This is a genomic window from Streptomyces sp. NBC_01352, assembly GCF_036237295.1.
GTDB classification, from domain to species: domain Bacteria; phylum Actinomycetota; class Actinomycetes; order Streptomycetales; family Streptomycetaceae; genus Streptomyces; species Streptomyces plumbiresistens.
On record NZ_CP108354.1, the window covers coordinates 361,698 to 385,545 of the forward strand.

The window sequence follows — 23,848 nt, forward strand, 5'->3', positions numbered from 1 at the left end:
CGGGACATCGGCGGGACATCGGTTGGGGTCAGGAGAGGTCGAACCGATCGAGGTTCATCACCTTGTCCCATGCAGCCACGAAGTCACGCACGAACTTGTGTCCCGCGTCCTGGGACGCGTAGACCTCCGAGACGGCTCGAAGCTGGGAGTGTGAACCGAAGATGAGGTCGACCGCGGTAGCGGTCCACTTGAGCTCGCCTGTGGCGCGATCCCGGCCTTCGAACACGTTCTCGTCCGAAGTTGACGCCTTCCACTCCGTGCCCATGTCGAGCAGGTTGACGAAGTAGTCATTGGTCAGTGTCTCCGGCCGGTGAGTGAAGACGCCGTGTGAGGATCGCTGATAGCCGGTGTTGAGGTTCCGCATGCCGCCGATCAGTACCGTCATCTCGGGGGCGGTCAGCGTCAACAGATTGGCGCGGTCCAGCAGGAGTGTCTCCGGCGACAACTTCTCTCCCGCGCGGACGTAGTTCCGGAATCCGTCGGCCCTGGGTTCGAGCACGGCGAACGACTCCACGTCGGTCTGTTCCTGCGAGGCGTCCGTGCGCCCCGGTGCGAACGGGACGGTGATGTCGTAACCGGCGTTCTTCGCGGCTTGCTCGACGGCCGCGCACCCGCCCAGGACGATCAGGTCGGCGAGCGAGACCCTCGTGCCGCCGGCATGTGAGAGGTTGAAGTCCTGCTGAATCTGCTCCAGCTTCTGCAGCACCTCGGCCACCTCGGGCAGGTGGTTGACCTCCCAGTCCCGTTGCGGCGCGAGGCGAATCCGTGCCCCGTTGGCCCCGCCACGCCTGTCGGTGCCGCGGAAGCTCGCCGCGGACGCCCAAGCGGTGGTGACCAGCTGGGAGATGGACAGTCCTGAGGCGACGATCCTGCTCTTGAGAGCAGCGATGTCCTCGTCCACGACGAGTCGGTGATCGACCTCAGGGACGGGGTCCTGCCACAGCTGCGACTCGGGAACCCACGGGCCGAGGTAACGCGTGACGGGTCCCATGTCGCGGTGCAGCAGCTTGTACCACGCCTTGGCGAAGGCTTCCGCGAGCCTGCCCGGATTCTCGTGGAAGCTCTTCGAGATCGGGCCGTAGATCGGATCCAGCTTCAGCGCGAGGTCCGTCGTCAGCATCATGGGAGCGTGCCTCCTCGACGGATCATGAGCATCGGGCACCGTGCCCTTGGCCGAAGGATCCGTGGGAGTCCACTGCTTGGCACCGGCGGGGCTCGTAGTCAGCTCCCATTCGTACCTGAACAGGTTGTCCAGATACCCGTTGTCCCACCTGGTCGGCTCGGCGGTCCATGCGCCCTCTAGCCCACTGGTGAGCGCGTCGGCGCCCTTTCCGCTGCCGTGCGTGTTCCGCCAGCCGAGGCCCTGTTGCTCGATGGGTGCGGCCTCGGGTTCCGGGCCGATGTACGCGGGATCGACCGCACCGTGGCACTTGCCGAACGTGTGGCCGCCGACGATGAGCGCGACCGTCTCCTCGTCGTTCATCGCCATGCGCCCGAATGTCTCGCGAATGTCCCGGGCGGCCGCCAGCGGATCCGGGTTGCCGTTGGGCCCCTCCGGATTGACGTAGATCAGTCCCATCTGCACGGCCCCGAAGGGCGCGGCGAGTTCCCTGTCGCCGCTGTAGCGCTCATCTCCGAGCCAGATGTCCTCGGGCCCCCAGAAGATCTCCTCGGGTTCCCAGATGTCCTCTCGCCCGAATCCGAACCCGAACGTCTTGAATCCCATTGATTCCATGGCGCAGTTACCGGCGAAGACCAGAAGGTCGGCCCAGGAGATTTTCTGACCGTACTTCTGCTTGACCGGCCACAGCAAACGGCGTGCCTTGTCGAGGCTCGCATTGTCCGGCCAGCTGTTGAGGGGGGCGAAGCGCTGGGCGCCGCTGCCGCCACCGCCCCGGCCGTCGGCGACACGGTACGTGCCCGCGGCGTGCCAACTCATCCGGATGAAGAGCGGCCCGTAGTGGCCGTAATCGGCAGGCCACCAGTCCTGTGACGTCGTCATTACCTGGAAGACGTCCTGCTTCAGCGCGTCCAGGTCGAGGGTCGCGAACTGTCTCGCGTAGTCGAAGTCCTCGTCCATCGGATTGGAGTGGGACGAGTGTTGGTGGAGAATTTGCAGGTCCAGCTGATTCGGCCACCAGTCTCGGTTCGTCCTGGGCCGAGTCGGCGTGGGGGTCGGGGAGGCGATTGCCGGGTTCTCGCTTTCGCTACCGGACACGTCGTCCTTCTTTCTGTCTCGGTGATTCCACGCACCATGCCGATGAATGTGATGTCGGCGTCCGTATGGTCGCGCACCGCAGACGGCACCGCTACGAAACACGCAGAGCACCCCGCATGACAAACATGCGAGCAAAGGATTCTTTTCCTGCTTGGCAGTCGATTTCCGAGCCGACGGGGCCAGGTGCCTGACCTCACACTCGTGGAGCAGACGGCGCGGCACACCGGCGAGTTCGGCCATTCAGCCGGGGTGTTGCTCAACGCGAACCTGCGACCGTAGCCACCCCGGGTGGCCGGCCTTACGTCGATGCTGCCCAGAGTCATCGCGACTCGCGCGGCCGAGCGCCGACGCGGAGGCGACCGACCCCGAGGATGCCGCTCACGCATCCGGCCCGTGCCCGCCCCCAGGTAACGGAGCAGGGGCCCCGCCGACGCCGGTCGGGGGCAAGCGGTGCGGGTGGTCGGCCGCGGCTGACGAAGATCTGGACCCGACGCGGGCCAACCCTCGCGATTGGCCTTGGCTCGCGCCCTCCCGTTTTGGTTTCATACAGCCCGAAGAAACTTGGGTTCTTCCAGAGTCTCCGCGGTCACGGAAAAGGACCAAGACCGCCAGGACTGCGCTGCCGCCCAACAGCGGGCCCAGCGCCTCCGATGGGACGCCAGCCACACTGGCTGCGCCGATCACTCCCGCAACCAGCAGCATGGCCACCTGCTACCCACCAGGCCGGGTAGCAGGTGGCTGTAATCGAGGGATCCAATCTTTCGCGTTCAAGCAGGTGACCGATGGGTCCTTCGGCATACCGCTCGGCGATGGTCACAAGCATCGAGGTCAAGTCCTGTGGCCCACATGCCGTGGGCTCGCTGTCCGTAACGCGGGCCAGCGCTGTCGCGTCTGCCGGGCGAAGAAGACCCAGGCGCAAGGAGCCGCCACGAACGCGCCGAAGGCCAGCGAACCCATGCGCGCGGCCGGACTCGAACCTCTGGAACCCTACCCAGGCAGCCATGCACCGTGGCGATGCCGCTGCACCACATGCGGTCGGGAAACCAGCCCCACCTACTCCAACGTCAACAGCGGTTCGAGGGGTTGTCGGTTCTGTGCCCTCGACTCGGCAACCCACGAGCGTGCGTCCACCGAAGTGCGCGCGGCCGGGTTCGAGCCGCTGGAGCCGCACCTTGGCCGTACCACGGACCGTTGGCGGTGCCGCTGTTTCTGCGGAAACGAAGATGCGACGCGCCTGTCCTCCATCCGGTCAGGAACCACCGGCTGCAAGAAGTGCCCCTGATCCGGCAGCCGAACCGATCCCGCGGCAGCCGCCGCGGAGGCGCGCTCCGCCGGGTTCGAGCCGTCGGAGCCCTATCCCGGGAAAACCACCGACCGGTGGCGCTGCCGCTGCGGATGCAACACAGACATCACGCTCACCCCTGACCAACCTCAGAGGAGGCCGTAGACACGGTCTTAAGCAGTGGCGGGGCATCGCTACCCGCTACGGGAAGACCGCGACTAGCTACCTGGCCGGGCTCCACATCGTGAGTGTCTTCCTCTGGCCCGACCGGTGATCGCGACGTCGATGCCGATGCCTGGGCCGGCCGCCGCGAGGCGCCGGACCGGTTCGACTGGTGGGCGAAGAAGATCCGGCAGGAAAGATTGTCGCGCCGGTGGACGGAACGGAACCGCTCGGCGTTCTCCGCGGTCAGAGCCGACGGCCGTCACACCGACCATATGGTTATGCCCCTCTCCACGCCGACGCATGTGATGCCCGCGGGGAGGGCGAACATGGGTCACAGACCGGCGAGCGTCAAGGCGGTCGCGGTGACGGATCGTGCGACGGTGGCCGCGAAGTCCGTGCTGTGGTCCTGGTCGTGGAGGGTGTCGCCCGGGGTGTGGTACTGCCGGGTGCCATTCCCGGGCGCGCCGTCGGGCGTGGAGAACAGATCTTCGGAGACGGCGACGGCCGCCCACCCCCGCTCGTGGAAGCTCGCATGGTCGCTGCGCCCCACCGCCGGGTCGTCGGCGCCGGTGACCTGCTGGACCGTCACCTCGGGGTCGATGACCGGGACGGTACGCGCGACACGGCCTCCCAGTGCGTCGGACGCGCTCACGACCGGGCCCGGCACCGAGGAGCCGCTGTGGATCTCGACGGTGGGCGTGCTCCCCTGCTGCCGGCCCGCGATCATGTCCATCTGGAAGACACCGGCGATGCGGTCGCCCGCCGCAGCGGCGGCCCGTGCGTAGAACTTGCTGCCGGCCAGCGCCTGTTCCTCGGCATTGAAGAGTACGAAGCGTACGTTCCGGATCGGCGCGCCACCGTCTTCGAGCAGCGCCTTCAGACACTCGGCCGCAGCCATGACGCCCGAGGTGCCGCTCCCGTCGTCGTCGGCGCCCGGCGCCGGGTCCACGGCCGGGTCGTACAGGCGCGGCTCGCCGTCCGCGTCGAAGAACTCACCATTGGCCGCGGTGGAATCCAGATGCGCGGTGATGAGCACGGTGGAGTCGGCGCCGGTGACACGGTGCTCGGCCTCCACATTGAAGAGCTGATGTCCGCGCCACCGGAAGGGGTGCAGTCGGACCGTCAGCCCGAGGTCCTGGAACCGGCGCGCCAGCGCCTCGACGACCCGTCCGTTGTCCTCGGCCGATGCGTCGCGGCTGCGGACCTTCAGTGACCCGCCCGCCACCAGCGGCTCGATCCCGGAGATGCGGGCCACGTGCCCGCGCAGCACGTCGGGGGTCACGGCCGCGCGGACCGCGGCGATCGTCCGGGTGGAGGGGAGACCGTCACCGGCCATCGCGGTGAGGCCTGCGGGCCGCACCTCGCCGCGCGGGGCGAGGAGGGCTGGGTCAGGCAGCAGCCGTTCGGTGTGTCCGGGCTTCGCGCCGGGCAGGTGTACATCCTCGACCGGGGTACCGGCAGGCGCGGCAAGATAGACACCGCCGGGTGCGGGCCCCAGCGAAGCGACCGGCGGAGTCGCCGTTCCCGCCAGCTCATCGGCGACGAAACCGAAGACGGCCGTGGCGCGCAGCGACGTTTCGGCCGCGTAGCGGGTAGCGGACGGGGTGTCCGCGAAGGTGTCGGCAACCTGGAGCGGACGGTTGTCGCGGACGAGGAAGGCCGCCGTGTCCCCCACGTGTCCGCGCATGTCCACGGTGAATCCGGCCCGTTCGAGTGTTTGGGCGCCGCGCGTGGTGGCCATGGCGAGTACGAGCCGCTCGGGGGCGACATGCACCGGAACGACCTCGGCCTCGTTCGCGACCGCCTCCAGCCCGGGCAGTTCCTGGCCTTCCGGCAGCTCGATCCGTGTCCAGAAGGCGGGACGGTTCTCCATGGCCGCGAGGGTGAACACGGGATGGGCCGCGGTGCGCATCCCCGCTTCCCGGGCGAACGCGCGCTCCTGAGAGTCCTCCCCCACAAAGACGCACTCGTCGGCTTCGACGGCTCCCGCCCCCGCACCCGCCGCGCTCGCGACCGCCTCGTCGAAGAGCCGCCGGCTGTTCTTCGGACCCCAGTGCACGAGACCGTCGTCCGGAAAACGGCCGGGGAAGGCCTCGTGAAGCGCCGCCGCAGCCGAGGCGGCTGCGCCTTCGCTCGTCCCGGGGTTGGAGATGATGCCCTTGGGCACCTCACGCAAGGAGTCGAGCACAGCGACGACGCGCGGCCGGGGCAGTAGCGTCAGCGAGCCGTCGGCCTCGAGTCGGCCATCCGCCAGGGTCGCCCCGATGTCGAAGAAGAGCACGGGCATCTCAGTTCCTCCGCGACCCGGGAGCCCGGGGGGGCCCTGTGGCCCCGCGCCGCGGCCCGCGACCGTGCACGCTGCTTCGAGAACAGGCTCCCGATGACTCCATCCTCGGCCCGCGGTTGCGTTCCCGCATCCCGGGGCGTAAGGGGGATCCCGTTCAACGTCGCACAGTTGAACGGGATACGGGTTGCCCGGTGCTCCGAACCGTCCGGTTGCCGCCTGCACACCGCGGTGTGACGTTTGAAGGGGGCATATGCGAACGGTGGGAACGGCACGGGGGCGAGACAGAATCGGCGAGAGGCGCAGCAAGGGGTCATAGTCATGTCGCATCTGGAAAGATTCCGCTATCACTTCACCGACGACCCGCAGGCGGGCGGCGCGCCTCCGGGGCCCGAGTCGGTTCGCGGGGTGGGAGCCCCGGAGGGCGCTGAGCCCCGGGGTTTCAACTCGGCCGAGTCCGCCGCACGGTTCTACCTGGCCGAGAAGCTCGCGCAGGAGGAGGCGCCGGCGCTGCGTGAGGCCGTTCGGGAGGACCGGCCCGAGCGGGTGCCCGATCTCGCCCTGAGCACGGAGCGCCACCAGGCAGGCACCGGCACCACTCTGGTCCGCTTCGAGCAGACCCAGCAGGAGATCCCCGTCTTCGGCGCCGAGGTGCTGGTCGAGATGGACGAGGACCAGCGGCTGATCTCGATGGACGGCAAACTAGGCGAGGTGACCGAGGTCGGCTCCGTGCCGGAACTGTCGGGCACGGAGGCCGTGGAGCGGGTCAGGGCGGCGACCGGGAGCACGATCAGCGCCGAGGAGCTGCCACCGCCGACGCTGGCGTACGTCAGCCGGGACGACCACTGGCACCTGGCCTGGCACGTGCGTGAAGTGCCGGCCCAACTGCCGGAAAACCGCCGCGAGGAAGGCCATCGCGGCCATGGTCTCGGGTCGTCGCCGCGCGACGCCTGCCCGCTCACCGGCTACCTCGTCGACGCGTACTCCGGCGAGATCCTGAAGTCGTACGGGATGGCCCCCACGATCACCGTGCCCACCCGGTTGGAGGGCGAGGACGAGGTCAGTGTCCGTCAGCGGATCCAGGGCAGTCGGCAGGACGGCTCGTACCTGCTCCACGACAAGTGGCGGCAGATCGCCACCTACGACCTGGACTTCGCCGACATCGACACCGCCCGGCCGCCGGCCTCGGCGATCGGCTCGCCGCAGGCGGACTTGGGCGACGGCCACCGGGCCGGGGTCTCGGCGCATGTCAACGCCGAGCGGGTGGAGAGGTTCTACCGCGACCAGCTGTTCCGAAACGGCATCGACGACGCCGACATGGACCTGATCTCCGTGGTCAACTGCACTTACCACGAGGACGGGCCGGGACCCGAGTGGTTCAACGCCGTCTGGTTCAAGAGGCGGATGTGGTGCGGCCAGGTGTCCGACGGGACCCGCCTGGTCAGCCTGGCCCGGCATTTCGACGTCATCGCCCACGAGATGACCCATGGGGTGATCGAGACCTCCAGCGATCTGGTCTACCAGGACCAGTCCGGCGCCCTGAACGAGTCGCTGGCGGACACGATGGGCGTCATCATCGCCAACTGGTACCAGGCACCGGACCGCGAGGACGTACGCACGTGGAACTGGGAGATCGGGGCCGGGCTGGGCGGCGACGGGCTGCCGCTGCGCGACATGAGCGATCCCGTCCGGACCGGCGATCCCGACCACATGCGCGACTATCTGCGCACGACGCGCGACAGCGGTGGGGTGCACACCAACAGCAACATCCACAACAAGGCGATGTTCCACCTGCTCACCTCAGTGGACACGGCGGGCAAGCCGGTCCTCAAGGCCGAGGAGTGGGCGCTGCTGATCTATCTCGCCCTGGTGCGACTGCTGAGGGAGTCGGAGTTCGAGGACATGCACCGGGCGCTGCGGGACGTCGCCAGCACGTATCTCTCCGGCAACGCCCCGCTGCGGACCGCCGCGCAGACGGCGATCGACGAGGCGTATCAGAAGGTGGGCATCGCCTGAGTGTCCCGGGTGGACCGGAGTCGCGGGCGGACGCGGGGCCGGGTCCTGGAGGGGCCCGGCCCCGCACCGCGGGATGCGGAGGGCTCAGGGCAGGGACCATTTCCGGTTCGCGTCCGGTTTACCCCAACCTGCTGCCGACAGCCTTCGTAGGCTCCTGAGGCCGGCTAGGGGCGTTCGCCCGATGTTTCCGGGGGGGGGTGGTGGGCAGGGCTCGCGCACCGGCTGACCGCCCTTGGAGGTCCGCCCAGCGGGTGGCCGCAGCGTACAGGGCATCAGGTAGCCGTACCCGTGCTCCCGTGCTGCGGAAGTGACGGGCGCTCGTGTCGGCAGCCGGTCCCTGGGTTCGGCCCTGCCGTCTGTGAGGGACAGGTGTACGCGGCGCACTGGTGGGCACAGTTCAACCCGCCGCCGCGCCGCCTCGGCCAACCGAGCCCTCACTGGACGAATTCTCAACGCGGTGTCGTCGCGGTCCTGCGAGGACAGCGCCACGGTTGTAGGGCCGGGCCGAAGAAACGCCGGCCTCCGCCAGCGCCGGATCCAGCCTTGGTGCAGCCCGGTCAGGACAGTCTTCTGCGGCCCGTCGTCGCGTCTCGGAGCAGTGCCGAGGCCGTCATCGTCGTACAAGCGCGGCCTGCGAGCAGCGCTGCGCGCCGGTCGTCGGCCGCCTCTCGGCCCGCCCCGGCCACCTCCCCGTCGGATCAGACCGTGAACTCCCGGATCACCACGTTCCGGAACACCGCCTGCCCGTCGATCGTGAACAGCGCCAGTGCGGTGTCGGACGGGTCGGGAAAGGCCTCGGTCGAGTGCACGTACCGGCCGTCGTCGACGAACATCTCGACGGACGTGCGGTCGACGAGGATCCGCAGGCGGACCGTGCCGGCGGACAGGTCGAACGGCGTGCGGCTCTCCTGCCAGCGGCCGGAGGTGTCGGGGCTCACGGTGTAACCGCGGTTGACGAAGGCGTAGCCGCCGTAGACCCCCGCGTCGATGTGCCGCCCACCGTCCGACGACCGCCGCAACTGGAGGCCGGCGCCCACCAGTTGGTCCCAGGTGATCTCACAGGTCAGCTCGTACGCGGTACCCGTGTAGTCGAGCGGTCGTGTGCCGTCGACCGCGATGTCGCCGAGGTCCACCGTGCGCGACACATGGTCGTCCAGGGCCGCCACCGGCTGGGACGCCAGGTAATACGTACCCGACGCGTGCTTCAGTCGTATCTCGCGGACGATCGAGTCGGTGCCGTTGAAGCCGTCGCACTCGATGGTGGGCGTGGTGTTCGCGTAGTCCCAGTGGTTCATCCAGCCGATCGCGTACCGCGCGTCAGGGTCCAGGGCCCCGCTCGCGTCACGTTTGTCGAAGGTGACCGCCGCGTACCAGTCCCAGCCGTGGTCCAGCCACTGGGGATCGGACGCGTCGGCGGTGAAGGTCGTACCGTCGAAGGAACCCGTCCAGTACGCGAACGTGCTCGGCAGCCCGGAGCCCTTGCCGTTGGCGCTGACGCCCAGCACCCACTTCCAGGTCCCGTCGTCCGCCCTGATCCGGAACAGGTCGGGGCACTCCAGGACGCCGATGCCGCCTTTGACGAAGCCGCCGACGTACGTCCACGCCTTGAGGTCGGCGGAGTGGTAGAAGCCGACTTTGTCGTTCTCGGCGAGCAGCATCACCCACCGCCCGTGCTCCTCGTCGCGGATCACCTTGGGGTCGCGGAAATCCCGTACGCCGGGGTTGGGGAGGACCGGGGCGGTGCCGTGGTTCGTGAAGGTGCGGCCGTCGTCCGTCGAGTAGTACAGGTACTGGGCCTGGGTGACCTCGTCGGGCGCCATGGTGGCGATGACGATCACCGCGCCCGCGCCGAAGCCCGCGGTGTTGCCGGTGTCGATCACGGCCGAGCCGGACCAGACATCGCCGTTGGGAGTCGTGTTCTTCGGCACGGCGATGCCCCGGTCGGTGAAGGAGACGAGGTCGGTGCTGGTGGCCAGGCGCCAGGCGGTGCCGGCCGTCGTGCCGCCCGTCGAGTAGTCGGGGTTGTAGAGGTAGTAGTAGTGGTACTCGCCGTCGATCCAGATCGGGCGCTGCGGGTCGTTCATCCACTGGTCGGGGACCGTGAAGTGGTACTCGGCGCGGTAGCTGCCCGTGCACGCGGCCGTCGCCTCGCGGGCCGCCGCCACCGCCGGTCTCACGAGGTCCGGCAGCAGAACACCGGCGGCGCCGGCGGCCGAGGCCGTCAGAAGCGACCGCCTGGACAGTGTCTCCCCTGGGCCGAGCGAACTCCTCTTCATGCCACGCATCGTGCGGCTCCCTTCCCCGACGTCGTCGTCGGGACGCGGCTCATGTCGACCGGAACCGTATACCTAACACGTTAAAGGTCAAGCCTTCGCGCACCGGCTTCGTTCGCAACTTCCCATCCGTGCACGTCCCTTGACAGAGCCGCTGCGGGGTTCTCATCATCGTGGAATCAAACTTCGGCTAACACGAGTTAGGCTCGCCGATGACCGACTCGCTCCTCTCCCGACGGGCCCTGATGCGCTACGGCGCGTACGGCGCCGGAGCCGCCGCTCTCGCCGGTGTCGCGGCCGGCTGGGACCGCCTCACCGCCGCCGACATCCCCGGCCGCGACGACGGCTCGCTCGTCATCGCCACCCTGGGCTCCGCCTTCAACCCCGAGGCGCAGCGCGCCCTGCGCGACGGATTCCGCGAGGCCCACCCCGACATCAGGATCCGCATCAACCCCGTACAGGCCTACGACTGGTCGGACTTCTTCTCCAAGATCCTCACCCAGATCGCCGCGGGCACGGCACCCGACCTCGTGTACGTCGCCACCGAGGGCGTGCAGCTCTTCGCCCAGCGGCTCGGCGTACCGCTGGACAGGTGGGCGAAGCGGGACGCGGCCGAGCTGCGCACGTACTTCGCCGACGTCCATCCCTCGCTGGTCGAGTCGATGATGTACGAGGGGAGCCTCCACCAGCTGCCGGTCGAGTTCAACGCGGCCGACATGTACCTCAACAACCGGGTCCTCGAACGCGCGGGTGCCGACCTCCCCGACGACGACTGGACCCACGACGACTTCACCACGCTGCTGCGAGCGATGAAACGCAGCAACGGCGACCGGTTCACCCCGTACTTCTGGACCAACCGGCTGTGGGGCGGAGTGGTCCCCTGGCTCTTCGCCAACGACACCAACCTCCTCACCGAGTCCAAGGCCCCCGGCGGCGACTGGCTCTGGAACTCCTTCTATCCCGAGGCACAGCGGCGCGGCCGGGGCGGCGGCTACCGGTGGACGACGCCCCTGGCCGACTCCGACCGCGTCGCGGAGGTCTACGACTACCTGTCCTCCCTCGTCCAGGAGGACCTGTGCACCCGGCCGGAGGGCGGCGACGGCCGCAACCTCGTCGGCGTCTTCTCCACCGGCCGCGTCGGTGTCACGCCCGCGGGCGGCTTCTGGGCGGGCGGCCTGCATCAGGCGGGCATGAAACCGGCCGACTACGACGTGCGGTACTTCCCTCGTTGGCGTACCCGGCGTCACCAGTTCGGCGCCGCCGGGTACGCGATGCTGCGCACGTCGAAGATGCGGGACGAGGCCTGGGAGTTCATCAAGTACACCGCCCGCAAGGACGTGATGACCCAGCTCTTCGCGGCCAACCAGACCACTCCGGCCCGCCGCTCCATGGTCGACGAGGCCCGCTACCGGGAGACAGGACCGGCTCACTGGCAGGTCTTCTACGACACCCTCGACAAGATCCCCACCACCGGCCCGATCCCGGCCCCGCCGCAGGTCAACGAGATCGAGCAGCTGCTGATCAAGCACACCGGAACCGCCCTCGCGAGCCCCGGCGCGGTGCGTCCCGCGCTGCGCCGGCTGCAGGGGGACCTGGAGAAGGCCATGGAGCGTGAAGTGTGACGAACACCGAGACCAGGCCCGTGGGGCCGGAGCCCGCCCGCACCCGCATGAGCCACAGGAACCGCGGGAACCGCAGGACCGGTCGGACCCGTAAGGCATCCGAGTCCACGTCCACGGCCGCCACCACCATCCGCACCCGGGGCACCCGCCTCCTCGCCGTACTGTTCCTCGCGCCCACCGTCGTCGGCATCGTCGTCTTCACCGTCGTACCGATCGTCGGCTCGGTCGTCCTCAGCCTCTTCCAGTGGGACGTGATCGACGACCCGCGGTGGGCCGGAGCGGCCAACTACCGGGAGATCCTGACCGATTCGACGGTCCTCGTCTCCTTCCGCAACACGCTCGTCTTCATGGTGCTCGCGGTCGCACTCCAGTTGCTGATCGCGCTCGTGCTGGCGATCGCGGTGAACGGCCGGATGCCCAAGTGGCTGCGGTCCGTGTTCCGTTCGGCGTTCTTCTTCCCACTGGTGCTGTCCGCCGCGTCCATCTCGGTGGTGATGAAGTACCTGTTCAACCAGGACTTCGGCCCCGTGAACTGGCTCCTCGGCACGGTCGGTATCCCCTCGGTCCCCTGGCTGACCTCGGAGAACGGGGCGATGGCGGCCGTGGTCCTGGCGTACGTCTGGCAGCAGTTCGGCTTCTCGTTCCTGCTGTTCGTCGGCGGCCTGAACAACATCCCGAAAGAGGTGCACGAGGCGGCCGCGCTGGACGGCGCGAGCGGGGTGCGCAAACACCTCGCCATCACCCTGCCGCTGCTGTCGCCCACGCTGCTGGTCGCGTCCGTGGTCGGCATCATCAACGCCCTCCAGGTCTTCGAGCAGCCGTACGTCCTCACGGCGGGCGGTCCCGGCGACTCGACACGCACGGTCGTGATGGTCATCTACGAGACGGCCTTCGAGCAGCTCCGCTTCGGCGAGGCGTCCGCCGTGGGCGTCGTGCTCTTCGCCCTGATCATGGCGGTCACCGCACTCCAGTTCCGGCTCAGCCGGCGTTACGTCCACTACCAGTGAGCCGGGTGAGTCAGATGAGTACGAGTTCCCTCTCGGGTTCGGTATCGGGTGCGGGTTCGGGTTCGGTATCGGGTTCGATGCCGGGTCCCCGCACGAGCCCCACCGCGTCACGCGTACGGCACGGCCTGGCGCCCTGGGGCCGGATCGCGGGCCTGGCGCTGTGCGCCCTGTTGACGCTCGGCCCGGTCATCTGGACGGTGTCGACGTCACTGCGCACGCCGGCGGAGTCCTTCGGCCTGCCGCCGAAGATCATCCCCACGGACCCCACCGTCGACGCCTACCGGGGGGTCTTCGACCAGATCGACGTCTGGCTGTACGCGCTGAACTCCACCCTGGTGACCGCGCTGATCGCGGCCGGCCAGATGATCACCGCGGGCCTGGCGGGCTATGCCTTCGCCCGCCTCGAATTCCGCTTCAAGACGCCGCTGTTCGCGCTGGTCCTGGCCACGATGATGGTGCCGTTGCAGGTCACGATGGTCCCGGTCTTCCTGGAACTGAAGACGATGGGTCTGACCGACACCCTGCTCGGCCTCATCGTCCCGGCCTTCCCGACGGCCTTCGGCACCTTCCTGATGCGCCAGTACTTCCTGGGCATGCCGAAGGACCTGGGCGAGGCGGCGATGATCGACGGCGCGGGTCCGTGGCGCGTCTTCCGGTCGGTGTACGCCCCCTTGGCGGCCCCCGGTCTCGCCATCGTCGGCGTGCTGGCCTTCAACTACCACTGGAACGAGTTCTTCCGGCCGCTGATCCTGGAAACCTCCACCGAGAACCTCACGCTGCCCCTGGGCCTGGTCTCCCTCCAGGGCAACCTCGGCACCGGCTCGATCTCCGTCGTCCTCGCCGGAGTCGTCCTCTCCATGATCCCCGCCGTCCTCGTGTTCGTCGTCGGCCAGCGCCCTCTGCGCGAGGGCATCACATCCGCAGGAGTCAATCGTTGAGTTCCGCCGCAGGCAGTCCCGTGAGCCGGTCGACCGACGCCAACAGCCCGCGTTTCAGGGTCCGCCCGCCGGCCAACTGGATGAACGACCCGAACGGCCCGTTCCGCTGGGGCGATCGATACCACCTCTTCTACCAGCACAACCCCGACGCCCCCGTGCACACGAACGTCCACTGGGGCCACGCCTCCAGCCCCGACCTCGCCCACTGGGACGACCATGGGATCGCCCTGCGCCCCACGCCAGACGGCCCGGACGAGGCGGGCTGCTGGTCCGGCTGCGTGGTGGACGACGGTGGTGTACCGACAGCGGTGTACTCCGGGATCGACCACGACCACCAGGGCCTGAGCGCGATCTGTCTCGCCGTGGCCGAGGACGACGGCCTCCAGGAGTGGAAGCAACTGCCGGTGCCGGTGGTCGCCGGCCCACCACCCGGCCTGGACGTGACGATGTTCCGGGACCCCTTCGTCTTCCGCTTCGCCGGACGCCGCTGGGCGCTGATGGGCGCCGGCCACGCCGACGGCACCCCGTCCGTCCTGGTGTACGACTGTCAGGACCTGTACGACTGGCGGTTCGCCGGGGTCCTGCTGGACGGCCGGGACCCGGCGGCGGCCCGCGCCTTCGGCAGGCGGGCGATCGGCTGGGAGTGCCCGCAGTTGTGGGTGACCCCCAGGGGCGACTGGGTGCTGGCGGTGGCCCTGTGGGACGGCGACCCGCTGAGCACCGCGTACGTCACGGGCCGTCTGGTGGTGCAGGCGGACGGCGGACCGAGGTTCGCGGCCGGTACGGGCGGCGGCCCGCTGGACCTCGGCCGTGACTTCTACGCCCCCTCCGTCCTCCAGGACACGGAGTCCGGCCGCGCCCTGCTCTGGGGCTGGTCCTGGGAGTCACGCCCGCCCGAGGAGGTGGACCGCGCGGGCTGGTCCGGCGTCCTCACGGCACCCCGGGTGATGGACACCCACGAGGACGGCACGCTACGGGTCGTACCGGCTCCGGAGCTCGAACTCCTGCGAGCGGCCGTCCCGTTCACGGCCGCACCAGGACCGCACCGGCCACTCCCCCTCGCGTACGACCTGCTGGTGTCTGCCCGTTCGGCGGCGACCGTGAGTCTGCTGCGGGCCACGTCCGGGGCCGAACTGACCGTGCGACTCGATCCGGCGTCCGGCACGGTGACCCTGGACCGCACGGCCTGGCCACGCTCCCGCCCGGACGGCACGGCCCTCCTGGTCCTGCCGACCCCGCCGAGCGAGACCCTCACCGTACGGATCCTCGTGGACGGCTCCCTGCTGGAACTGTTCGCGGGTGACCGGGCGACGGCCACGGAACGGGTGTACCGACGGGACGACGACATCGCGGAGCTGACCGTGACGGGGACGGACGTCGAGGTCACGGGCTGGGAGCTGGTCCCACCGAACCCCGCGTGACGACGGGGCACTCCAGCCGCCGGGTGATGACCGGCGGCGCGGTCCCGCTGTCGATGGCGTCCAGGAGCAGGCGGACGGCCGTCTCTCCCATCGCGCGATGGGGCAGCGCGACCGTGGTGAGGGGCGGGCTGAGGAAAGCCGCCATGTGCTCCTGGTCGTCATAGCCGACGACGGACAACTCGGCGGGCACGTCGAGGCCCAGGCGGGCGGCGGCGTGCAGGACGCCCGCGGCGACCCGGTCATTGTAACAGACGATCCCCGTGGGTCGCCGGTGGGCGGGAACACCGTCCAGCAGCCGCAGCGCGCCCTGGTACCCGGCGGAGATCTCCCCTCCCGTCCGCACGACCCAGTCCTTCCCAGCCGTCAGCCCCACCGTCCGCAGCGCGTCCCGGAAGCCGCGCAGCCGTTCCGCGGTCGCGATGTCGTCCAGACCGCCCACCAGGGCGACACGGCGGTGGCCCGCGTCGAGAAGGACGCGCGCGGCGCTGCGGCCACCGGCCCGCTCGGCGGGGATGACGGCCGGGAGGGAGCCGTCCTCGGGGAGACAGTTGGCGAACACGGCGAACGTGCGGTGCAGCCCTTCCGGGACTCGGGCACGGCGCAACGACAGCGCGGCGTAGATGATCCCGTCGACCCTCCGGTCGAGCAGTTCGGCGACAGCCGCGTCCTCGGCGACCGGGTCCTGCCCGGAGTCGACGGTGAGCACCAAGTGCTCACTGCTCCACGCCATGTCCATGGCCCCGCGCAGCAGCCGCCCGGCGAACGGAGAGGTGGCGATCTCGTCCGTGACCAGACCGATCACGGCCGTACGACGCCGGCGCAGGCCGCGGGCGACCGCGTTCGGCCGGTAGCCGAGTTGTTCGGCCGCCTTGCGGATCTTCTCCTGCGTCTCGGCGGAGAGGTTGCCCTGGGCACGCCCGTTGAAGACGAAGGACACGGCCGTGTGCGACACCCCAGCGAGCCGGGCGACATCCCGCGAGGTCGCCCGCTCGGCCCCGCCATTCCGCGTCTTCTCGACCCCGCCCATGCCTCGTCCCCGCCGACTTCGCCTGATCAGGCAGAGCCTACCCGCGGAAGATGTTGCGGAGCCCGCCGCCGCAGACCGAATGGGACACCGCGGTGGAACAGCCGCTGACCTCGGCACGCCGGGGGCAGGTCGCCGTGCGACCGTGGACGTCCGACCGCCGTCCCTCGCAGCTGGCAGCACGCCTCAACGAGACTCGGCCTCGACCGCCCCCGACAACCGTCGAGGGCTCCCTGCGAGGCCGCTTTCTCTCGGGCCGCTTTCTCTCGGGCCGTTTCCTCACCACTTACCGGCCATGGCTCAGGCACATCCCGAGCGGTCCACAACCCAGAGGACCCCCATCGAACTCTTCGACCGCATGCTGACGCCGGGCCGGCGGGCGCTCGACGTGCTGAGGGTTGAAGTGCGCACCGCAGACGGACCGCGAAGGCACGCCCGCGCCGTCGGGGTCTACCGCCGGTGGCGCGACGGCGGCTTCGCCGTCGCGCCCTCACCGCCGTCTCCGGCCTGATCGTCGCCATCCGCATGTACGAGACACAGAGCCGACCAGAACACGCCTCACAGCTACGTTTCCGGGCGCATACGCGCAGGTCAGACCAGTCTGTTGAGCGGGAGTAGACGGTCCGACACCTGACGAGGAACGTTTCGCCAGGTCATCAACCTGCACAAGTGGGGCGGGTGGGACTCGAACCCACGGCCGACGGGTTATGAGTCCGCCAGGGATCTTGGCGGTCGTTGCCGATCAATGCTCATCTTTGACGTTTTCCCAGGTCAGACACGCTGATCCGTGCCAGTCCTGTGCGGTGCTTGTCAAGGTGTCCCTGTCCTTGTGGCCCCTCAATGGCACCTGACACGGCGACTGTAGTTCGTGACAGAGGTTCCTGGTCATGCGGCAGCTGTTGCGGTGCTCTCGTTCCAGCGGCGATGGCAGGCAGTCGCGCGGTGGTGGGGACGGCGGCGCCAGTTCGACCAGCCCAGGGCGTGGGCCGGGTCGGTGTCCTGGCGGGGTCGGGACAGGGCGAAAGCCCGGAGCCGGGTGCGGAGTTCACGAGAGCTGACGGGCAGCATGGCCGGTCGCCCTCGGGGTTGGCGGGGTGAGTGCGTTGACGCTCGTGGAGGGCGCTGCGAACCAGCCGCTCGTGGGACACCCTGTACCGGCTGCTGAGCGTCGGACAGCGGGCAGTGCTGGACTCGCTGCTGACCGTACCGCCCGGTGAGCGGGCCTCGGAGCTGGTCCGGCCGCGCCGAGGCCCAGTGAGGGGCAGCAGGAGCAGGAAACCCCAGGTCCGCGGCCCGACCTTCACCGGCCGGTCCGCTCACCCACCGAACACCGAAAAAAGCAAAAGCCCCAGGTCACGGCGAGTGAGTCCTGGGGCTTTCACAGAGCCGCCCCTTCGAGATTCGAACCCGAGACCTACGCATGACGAGGGCACCAGGGATCACGCCGCCTCGTCGCGACTGATGCTGCGGGATGCCCTTGTGCCTGATCGGACCACCTGCGCCGTGCAGGGCGCCAGTACCTCGTGCTGCACCGTCCAAAGGCGTCCGGCCACCCCTTGGCCACCCGGGCCACCTACGCCGCACCTCAACACCTACGCACAGCAGTTGTCGGACCTCCACACGTCACTCATGCGCGGTTCCGCACATGCAGACGCCGGCCGATGACTGCCGTCGCGCGTCGGCCACATGGTCCCGGCCCCTACAGCGTCACCGCATAAAGTCCAACGCTGCCACAAGCCATATAGACCACCCCGTCGGCCACAGCAGGGTCCTCGTACAATTCTCCGGCGGTGCGGAAGCTCCACCGCTGCTCGCCGGTCGCGGCGTCCACCGCGTACAGGTTGCTGTCGACGCTGCCGAAATACACCACGCCGCCCGCCACGACCGGCGTCGAGGACACGACGTCGCCCGTGCCGAACTTCCACCGTTGCCCACCGGTGCCGGCGTCCACCGCATAGAGGTTGTGGTCGTAGCTGGTGACATACACCAACCCGCCGGCCGCAGCCGGCGACGAGAGCACACTGTCGCGGGTGCGGAACTTCCACCGCTGCTCGCCGGTCGCGGTATCCACCGCGTACAGGTAGCCCTTCGCACTGCCGAAATACACCAACCCGCCGACCACAGCCGGCAACGAGGACACGCCCCCGTCCGTGGGAAATTCCCACCGCCGCTCACCGGAAGCGGCGTCCACCGCATACAGGCTGCCGTCCGCATACAGGTTGCTGTCGACGCTGCCGAAATACACCACCCCGCCGACCACAGCCGGCGGGCCCACGATGCCGCCCATAGTGAACTTCCACCGCTGTTTGCCGGTCGCGGCGTCCACCGCGTACAGGTCGCCGTCGACGCTGCCGGCATACACCACGCCGCCCGCCACGGTCGGAGACGAGGACACGATGCGGCCGGTGCGGAACTTCCACCGCTGCTCGCCGGTCGCGGCATCCACCGCGTACAGGTAGCCGTCCAAGCTGCCGACGAACGCCATCCCGTTGGCCACAGCCGGCGACGAGCCCACTCTGTCGCGGGTGCGGAACTTCCACCGCTGTTCGCCGGTCGCGGCATCCACCGCATACAGGTAGCCGTCGTTGCAGCCGACATACACCACGCCGCCCGCCACGGCCGACGACGAGTCCAGGGAGTCACCGGCGCGGAACAGCCACCGCTGCTCGCCGGGGGCGGAGGAACCTCTGCCCCGGATCTTCCAGCCGACGAAGCCGAGTCCTGCGGCGGTGGCGCCGCTGAGGCCGAGCAGGGTCTGTCTGCGGGTGATCCCGGGCGGGCGTCCCGCAGCGTTCGCGGAGGGCCGGGACTTGAGCCGCGGCGCGGGCGGCGGGAGGACGAAGCCGCGCTGTTCCCTCGACAGGGCCGGTGCTGGGCGCTCCGGCAGGCCGGCACCGGGTTCTGCCGGCACCGGCTCTGTGGGCGGGGGCTCGGATGTCTCGGGCGATGCGGGTGGTGGAGCCGCCGGCGGCGGCGCGGCGATGCTGCGCGAGTGCACGGTCGCGGCGACCGGCTCGGGGAGCCAGCCGGACTCGGTGACTGTCCGGGGGACGGCCGGCTGGCCGTCGGAGGTATCGGCCAGCTGGTGCAGCAGCGTGGTCACCGTGGGCCGCCGGCCGGGCTCCTTGGCCAGACAGGAGGCCACCAGGGTCCGTAGGACTGGCGGCAGTTGGTGCAGGTCGGGCTCTTCGTACACGACGCGGAAACTGAGGGCGTGCGCCGAGCCGGTCCCGAACGGCCCGGCCCCGGTCGCGGTGAAGGCCAGTACCGCGCCCAGGGCGAAGACGTCGCTCGCTGGTCCGACCGGCTTGCCGGTCAGCTGCTCGGGGGACATGAACCCCGGCGTGCCCACGACCGTGCCGGTGCTGGTGAGCGCGCTGGCCTCGCCCGCCACCGAGATCCCGAAATCGATGACTCGCGGTCCGTCCGCAGCGAGCAGGATGTTCGACGGTTTGAGGTCCCGATGGACCACGTCGGCCGCGTGGATGGCCTCCAGAGCCTCGGCCAGTCCCGCCCCGAGTGCGAACACCGCGGCCTGCGGCCACGGTCCGTGCGCTGCCACGGCATCACCCAGCGGGACCCCGGGCACGTACACCGTTGCCAGCCATGCCGGTGATCCGTCCGGATCGGCGTCGACCACGCCCGCGGTGAACGCCCCGTTCACCCGGCGGGCGGCGGCCACCTCCCGGGCGAACCGGCGCCGGAAACCACCGTCCTCGGCCAGCTCCGGGCGTACGACCTTCACCGCCACGAACCGTCCGCCGGGCGAGCGCCCCAGGTACACCCGGCCCATCCCACCCGCGCCCAGCCGGGCCACGATCCGGTACCGCCCCACCTGCCGGGGATCCCCCGCCTCCAGCGCCTCGAACGGCTCCACCCGACAACCCCCTGCCACGTCCCCACGCCCCAACGCCCCCACGGGCCGCCGCTGTCGAGATCCCACACCATCCCCCGCACATGCACAACTGGCTCCGGCGGCACACCCCGACACGGCCAACGCCCCGCCCGACCCCGCACGCACCCAGCCTTCCGCAACACGCGATGGCACCCAGCGCCGACCGGGGGCACCCGGCCTCCCGTACCGGGCCGGAGCGGGGGCCGCGATCCCGCTCCTGGCCTGGTCCGATGTAGATGCCGGCGGGTTCGGCGAGGGACAGCGAACGGGCCCCGGCCCTAGGTTCGGCAGCCTCAAGGCACGGCAGCGGCAACCTTCCGGCCGCCGCCATCAGGGAGGCATCATGCGCAGGACCGTGTCCGTGGTGGGCGTACTCATGATCGTGGTGGGTGTCGCGTTCGCCGTGCTGAGCCTGCTGACGTATGTGAACAAGGACGAGCGGCGGCTGGCCGAGCATTACCTCTATGACCTCCAGCTCTCGCCCGAGGGCGAGGCGCAGGCGAGGGAGTACCTTCGGAGGGTCGAGGACCGCGAGCGTCTCAACATCACGGTGGCGATCGGCGGCACGGTCTCGGCCGTGGCGGGGGGTGCGGTGGTCAGGACTGTCCGTCGGCGGCGGCCTGCGGTACCTTCTCCGTCGCGTTGAGGTCCTGCGAGACCGCGACGGCCGGTTCCTGCGACCACCGCGTCAGCAGTTGGCCGGCCTCCCGGGTACGCGGATGGTTGGCGCCCTGGACCCGGATCATGTCGTCCAGCAGGGTGGCGAGCCGGTCTGCGGCGGTGGCGTGGTCACCGCCGCGGTGCAGGAGTTCGGCCTGCTGCTGCCGGGCCCGCAGGGTGCGCGGGTGGTCGGCGCCGAGGACCCGTTCCAAGGTCCGCCGGAGCCACTCCAGTCGGCCCTGCGCGACGGCGGTGTCGCCGGCGACGCCACGCCAGAAGGCCAGGTTGACCTGGTAGGTCAGGGTCGTGGGGTGCTCGGCGCCCAGCGCGAGTTCGGCGTCGTCGGCCGCTGTGACGAACTGCTCGATCGCCCCGTCGAGGTCGCCGGCGATCGCGTGCCAGTAGGCGAGGTTGTGCCGGGCGACAAGGGTCTCGGGGTGCAGCCGGCCGACGACGGAGACCAGGCCGTCCACCGCCTGCTGATAGGTGGTGACAGCCAGCCGCACGTCACCCGTCTCCCCGATCCACCGGCTGAGGTCGGTGAGGACCTTCAACGTCGCCGGATGCCGGGGCCCGAGGTCCCGCTCCAGTTCCCGGGCGATCGAGGCGTACGCGACGCGCGCGCCGTGGGCGTCCCCGGAGAGTCCGCGGCACAGCGCGACGTATTCGTCGGCGGCGGTCACCAGCGGGTCACCGGCGCCGAGCGTCGCCCGCGCCTCGGCGGCCAGAGTGACGAAGTCGGCCAGCGCGGCGTCGATGAGGCCCGACTCCATCCGGAAGCGCGCCTCGTGCAGCCGGATGGACAGCGTGTCCGGGTCCGCGTGGCCGAGGCTGTCCTCCGCCTCGCGCCTGATCTCCGCCAGTGACCGGACGGCCGCCGTGGTGTCCCCGAGGTCGCCCCCGGCCTGGGCCGCCTGCGAACGCAGCGTCAGCACGTCCCGGTGGCCGTCGCCCAGCCGCCGCCGGGCCTGGTCGGCCAGGCCCTGGGCCATGTCCCGGGCCGCGGCGGGACGGCCCAGAGCGGTCAGATGCGGCCCGAAGCGGCGGAGCAGGGGATGCAGGCCACCGCCGTGCCAGAGCTGACCGCCGGCATTCGCCAGCAGCACTTCGGCGCTGCGGTAGAGGGCGGTCTCCGTCTCCGGTGCGCAGTCCGGTGCGGGCCACAGCTCCTCCAGCGCGTCGGCCGCGGCCGTGGCGAGCCGCTCGCGGCGGTCGGCCGGTACACCGTCGCGGATCGCGCGCTGGACGAGGGAATGCACCTCGACGACCGCCCGGCCGGCAGGTCCATGGTGGGTGACCAGACTCAACCGGTGCAGTGCCCGCAACGCCAGCAGGACACCCCGTTGCGGGACGCGGCCACCGCCGAGCCAGTCACGCGCCCCCGGACCGAGCAGTACCGCGTCGGGAATGCCGTCGGGTGCGAACATCGAGATCAGTTCGAGCATGGCACGGGCGGTCCCGGGCGGTGCCAGCGACTCCGCCCGCCCGAGGGCGAGTTGCAGGGTGCTCGTCACCGTGCCGCCGTGCTCGTCCGCGGGGGAGGACGGCGGGAGCAGACCGGCGACGCTCTCCCGCCGGTCTGCCAGAAGGCTCAGGTACGCGGGCAGGTCCATGCCGGTGTCGATGAGGAAGGCGGCCGCCTGGGAAAGGGCGAGCGGAAAGTGGCCGAGGGCTGTCGCGAGGGTCGCCAGATCCTCGCGACGGTGCGCCGGGGGCCCGTGGTGCCCGGCGGCCGGGCCCAGGTCGAGCAGCAGCCGGTCGGCCAGGTAAGCGGTGGCCTCGTCGGCGGTGAACACGCCGACGGCAATCACCCGGACCCCCGGGCGCAGCAGCGTGGCGTCCCGCCGACGGGTGGTCAGGACGGTCCGGCCTGCGTCACCGGCGGGCCAGAGCCCGGCCAGTTCGCCCGGGTCGTCGATGTCGTCGAGGACCACGAGCCAGGGAGTGGCGGTTGATCTCAGCCAGGCCAGGAACAGGTCGGCCTGGGTCTCGTCGTCCCCGCCAGGGTCGGTGCCGGGCGCGGGGACTTTCCCCGCGATGCCCGCGAGGCGCGCCCCGGACAGCGCCCGCCATGCGCGGGCGTAACTGCCCAGAACCGAGAGGCGGTCGCCCGCGGGCACCCAGAGCAGGATCTCGGCCCGCTGCTTGGCGCGGTGGAACGCCGCCGAGGCCAGTTGAGACTTGCCGACGCCGCCCGCGCCCGTGAGCAGGATCTGCCGGACGGATGCGTCTCGCATGCCCGCGTCGATGCTCTCGGCCAGCCCGTCACGCCGCCGTAGTGCGGCGGCATCACTCGGCGGACGGCCGATCACGATCTGCGGCTGCGGCTGAGGCTGCTGGCCAGGGTCGGGGTTGGGGTTGGGGTTGGGGTTGGGGTCGGGGCTGCTCCGGTAATCCCGCGCGGCACGCCACAGCCGCTGCCAGTGCGCCACAGTGGGCTGATCGGCGGACGCGCCTCCAGCCGCCCTCTCGACGGCCTGTACCAACGCCATGACGACTTCGAACTTGCGCGGTACCGACTGACCGCTGGCCCATTCGCCGAGCCTGCGGGCGTTGACGGCGACCCGGCGCCCGGACGGTAGCTCCACCGCGCTGGCCCGCCGGGCCAGGGTCTCGTCCGACACGTCTGGCAGCCGCCGACGCAGCCGGGTCAGCGCCGCGGCAAACCGGACTCTGGGATCACCGGCTTCACGATCGTCCACCCGTGCCTCCCCCACCCGCCACGCTGGTCACCCGAGTCTATGCGACGGCACCGCCCCGGTCCGGCCCGCAACGGGGACCGGTTTGCCGCCACAGCAGCCTCAGTTGACCTGCTCGGACAGCCCGCGCCGACTGCCTGGGACGGACTGTCCAGGACGGTCACCGGCGCCGCACCGCCCCTACCGCGGACCCGCTGCTGTGGGGCGTCGGAGCCGGGCACTGAGAAGAAGGGGCCTCCCCTTGGCCGTTGAACGCGCATATCCCGAAATGATTGTAATGAGTTGAATTCTTGCCGTTACTCTATAGCGACCTGCGGAGTTCCATCCGGACCGATCGCGGACCA

12 protein-coding genes are annotated in these 23,848 nt (G+C 70.1%); 6 read left to right on the top strand and 6 right to left on the bottom strand.

Annotated elements, in window-relative coordinates; genetic code table 11:
- Positions 1 to 28: 28 nt before the first annotated feature.
- The gene (gene katG / locus OG252_RS01910) at positions 29 to 2,218 is read right to left on the bottom strand and encodes a catalase/peroxidase HPI (protein WP_329345059.1); all 2,190 of its coding nucleotides are present in this window, start codon (positions 2,216 to 2,218) and stop codon (positions 29 to 31) included.
- A 1,778-nt stretch (positions 2,219 to 3,996) separates the two neighbouring features.
- Complete coding sequence (locus OG252_RS01915) at positions 3,997 to 5,952, bottom strand: M28 family metallopeptidase (RefSeq protein ID WP_329333175.1); 1,956 nt, start codon at positions 5,950 to 5,952, stop codon at positions 3,997 to 3,999.
- 318 nt (positions 5,953 to 6,270) lie between these two features.
- On the opposite strand from OG252_RS01915, the gene OG252_RS01920 reads away from it, so the two are divergent.
- Complete coding sequence (locus tag OG252_RS01920; protein ID WP_329333176.1) at positions 6,271 to 7,965, top strand: M4 family metallopeptidase; 1,695 nt, start codon at positions 6,271 to 6,273, stop codon at positions 7,963 to 7,965.
- A 698-nt stretch (positions 7,966 to 8,663) separates the two neighbouring features.
- Here the strand turns inward: OG252_RS01920 and OG252_RS01925 are convergent.
- Entirely contained in the window at positions 8,664 to 10,241 is a 1,578-nt protein-coding gene (locus OG252_RS01925) for a glycoside hydrolase family 32 protein (RefSeq protein ID WP_329333179.1), read from the bottom strand.
- Positions 10,242 to 10,450: 209 nt separating this feature from the next.
- Here OG252_RS01925 and OG252_RS01930 point away from each other — a divergent pair, with 209 nt between their 5' ends.
- The 4 genes from OG252_RS01930 to OG252_RS01945 all read left to right on the top strand — a co-directional run bounded on the left by OG252_RS01930 (position 10,451) and on the right by OG252_RS01945 (position 15,226).
- Complete coding sequence (locus OG252_RS01930) at positions 10,451 to 11,860, top strand: extracellular solute-binding protein (protein WP_329333181.1); 1,410 nt, start codon at positions 10,451 to 10,453, stop codon at positions 11,858 to 11,860.
- Complete coding sequence (locus OG252_RS01935; protein WP_329333183.1) at positions 11,857 to 12,867, top strand: carbohydrate ABC transporter permease; 1,011 nt, start codon at positions 11,857 to 11,859, stop codon at positions 12,865 to 12,867. The genes OG252_RS01930 and OG252_RS01935 overlap by 4 nt, the downstream gene beginning before the upstream one ends.
- Before the next feature lie 77 nt (positions 12,868 to 12,944).
- Positions 12,945 to 13,805, top strand: a complete 861-nt coding sequence (locus OG252_RS01940) for a carbohydrate ABC transporter permease (RefSeq protein ID WP_329333185.1) — start codon at positions 12,945 to 12,947, stop codon at positions 13,803 to 13,805.
- Between the two features lie 20 nt (positions 13,806 to 13,825).
- Positions 13,826 to 15,226 (top strand): glycoside hydrolase family 32 protein, encoded by a 1,401-nt coding sequence (locus tag OG252_RS01945; protein ID WP_329345060.1) that lies wholly within the window; start codon positions 13,826 to 13,828, stop codon positions 15,224 to 15,226.
- Here OG252_RS01945 and OG252_RS01950 read toward each other — a convergent pair.
- Both OG252_RS01950 and OG252_RS01955 read right to left on the bottom strand, forming a co-directional pair.
- Positions 15,189 to 16,253, bottom strand: a complete 1,065-nt coding sequence (locus OG252_RS01950; protein WP_329333187.1) for a LacI family DNA-binding transcriptional regulator — start codon at positions 16,251 to 16,253, stop codon at positions 15,189 to 15,191. The two genes, OG252_RS01945 and OG252_RS01950, sit on opposite strands and share 38 nt — an antisense overlap.
- Positions 16,254 to 17,949: 1,696 nt before the next feature.
- Positions 17,950 to 20,127, bottom strand: a complete 2,178-nt coding sequence (locus OG252_RS01955; protein WP_329333189.1) for an outer membrane protein assembly factor BamB family protein — start codon at positions 20,125 to 20,127, stop codon at positions 17,950 to 17,952.
- Between the two features lie 361 nt (positions 20,128 to 20,488).
- On the opposite strand from OG252_RS01955, the gene OG252_RS01960 reads away from it, so the two are divergent.
- The gene (locus tag OG252_RS01960) at positions 20,489 to 20,791 is read left to right on the top strand and encodes a hypothetical protein (RefSeq protein WP_329333191.1); all 303 of its coding nucleotides are present in this window, start codon (positions 20,489 to 20,491) and stop codon (positions 20,789 to 20,791) included.
- Here the strand turns inward: OG252_RS01960 and OG252_RS01965 are convergent.
- Complete coding sequence (locus tag OG252_RS01965) at positions 20,742 to 23,507, bottom strand: tetratricopeptide repeat protein (protein ID WP_329333192.1); 2,766 nt, start codon at positions 23,505 to 23,507, stop codon at positions 20,742 to 20,744. The genes OG252_RS01960 and OG252_RS01965 overlap by 50 nt on opposite strands.
- Positions 23,508 to 23,848 lie beyond the last annotated feature (341 nt).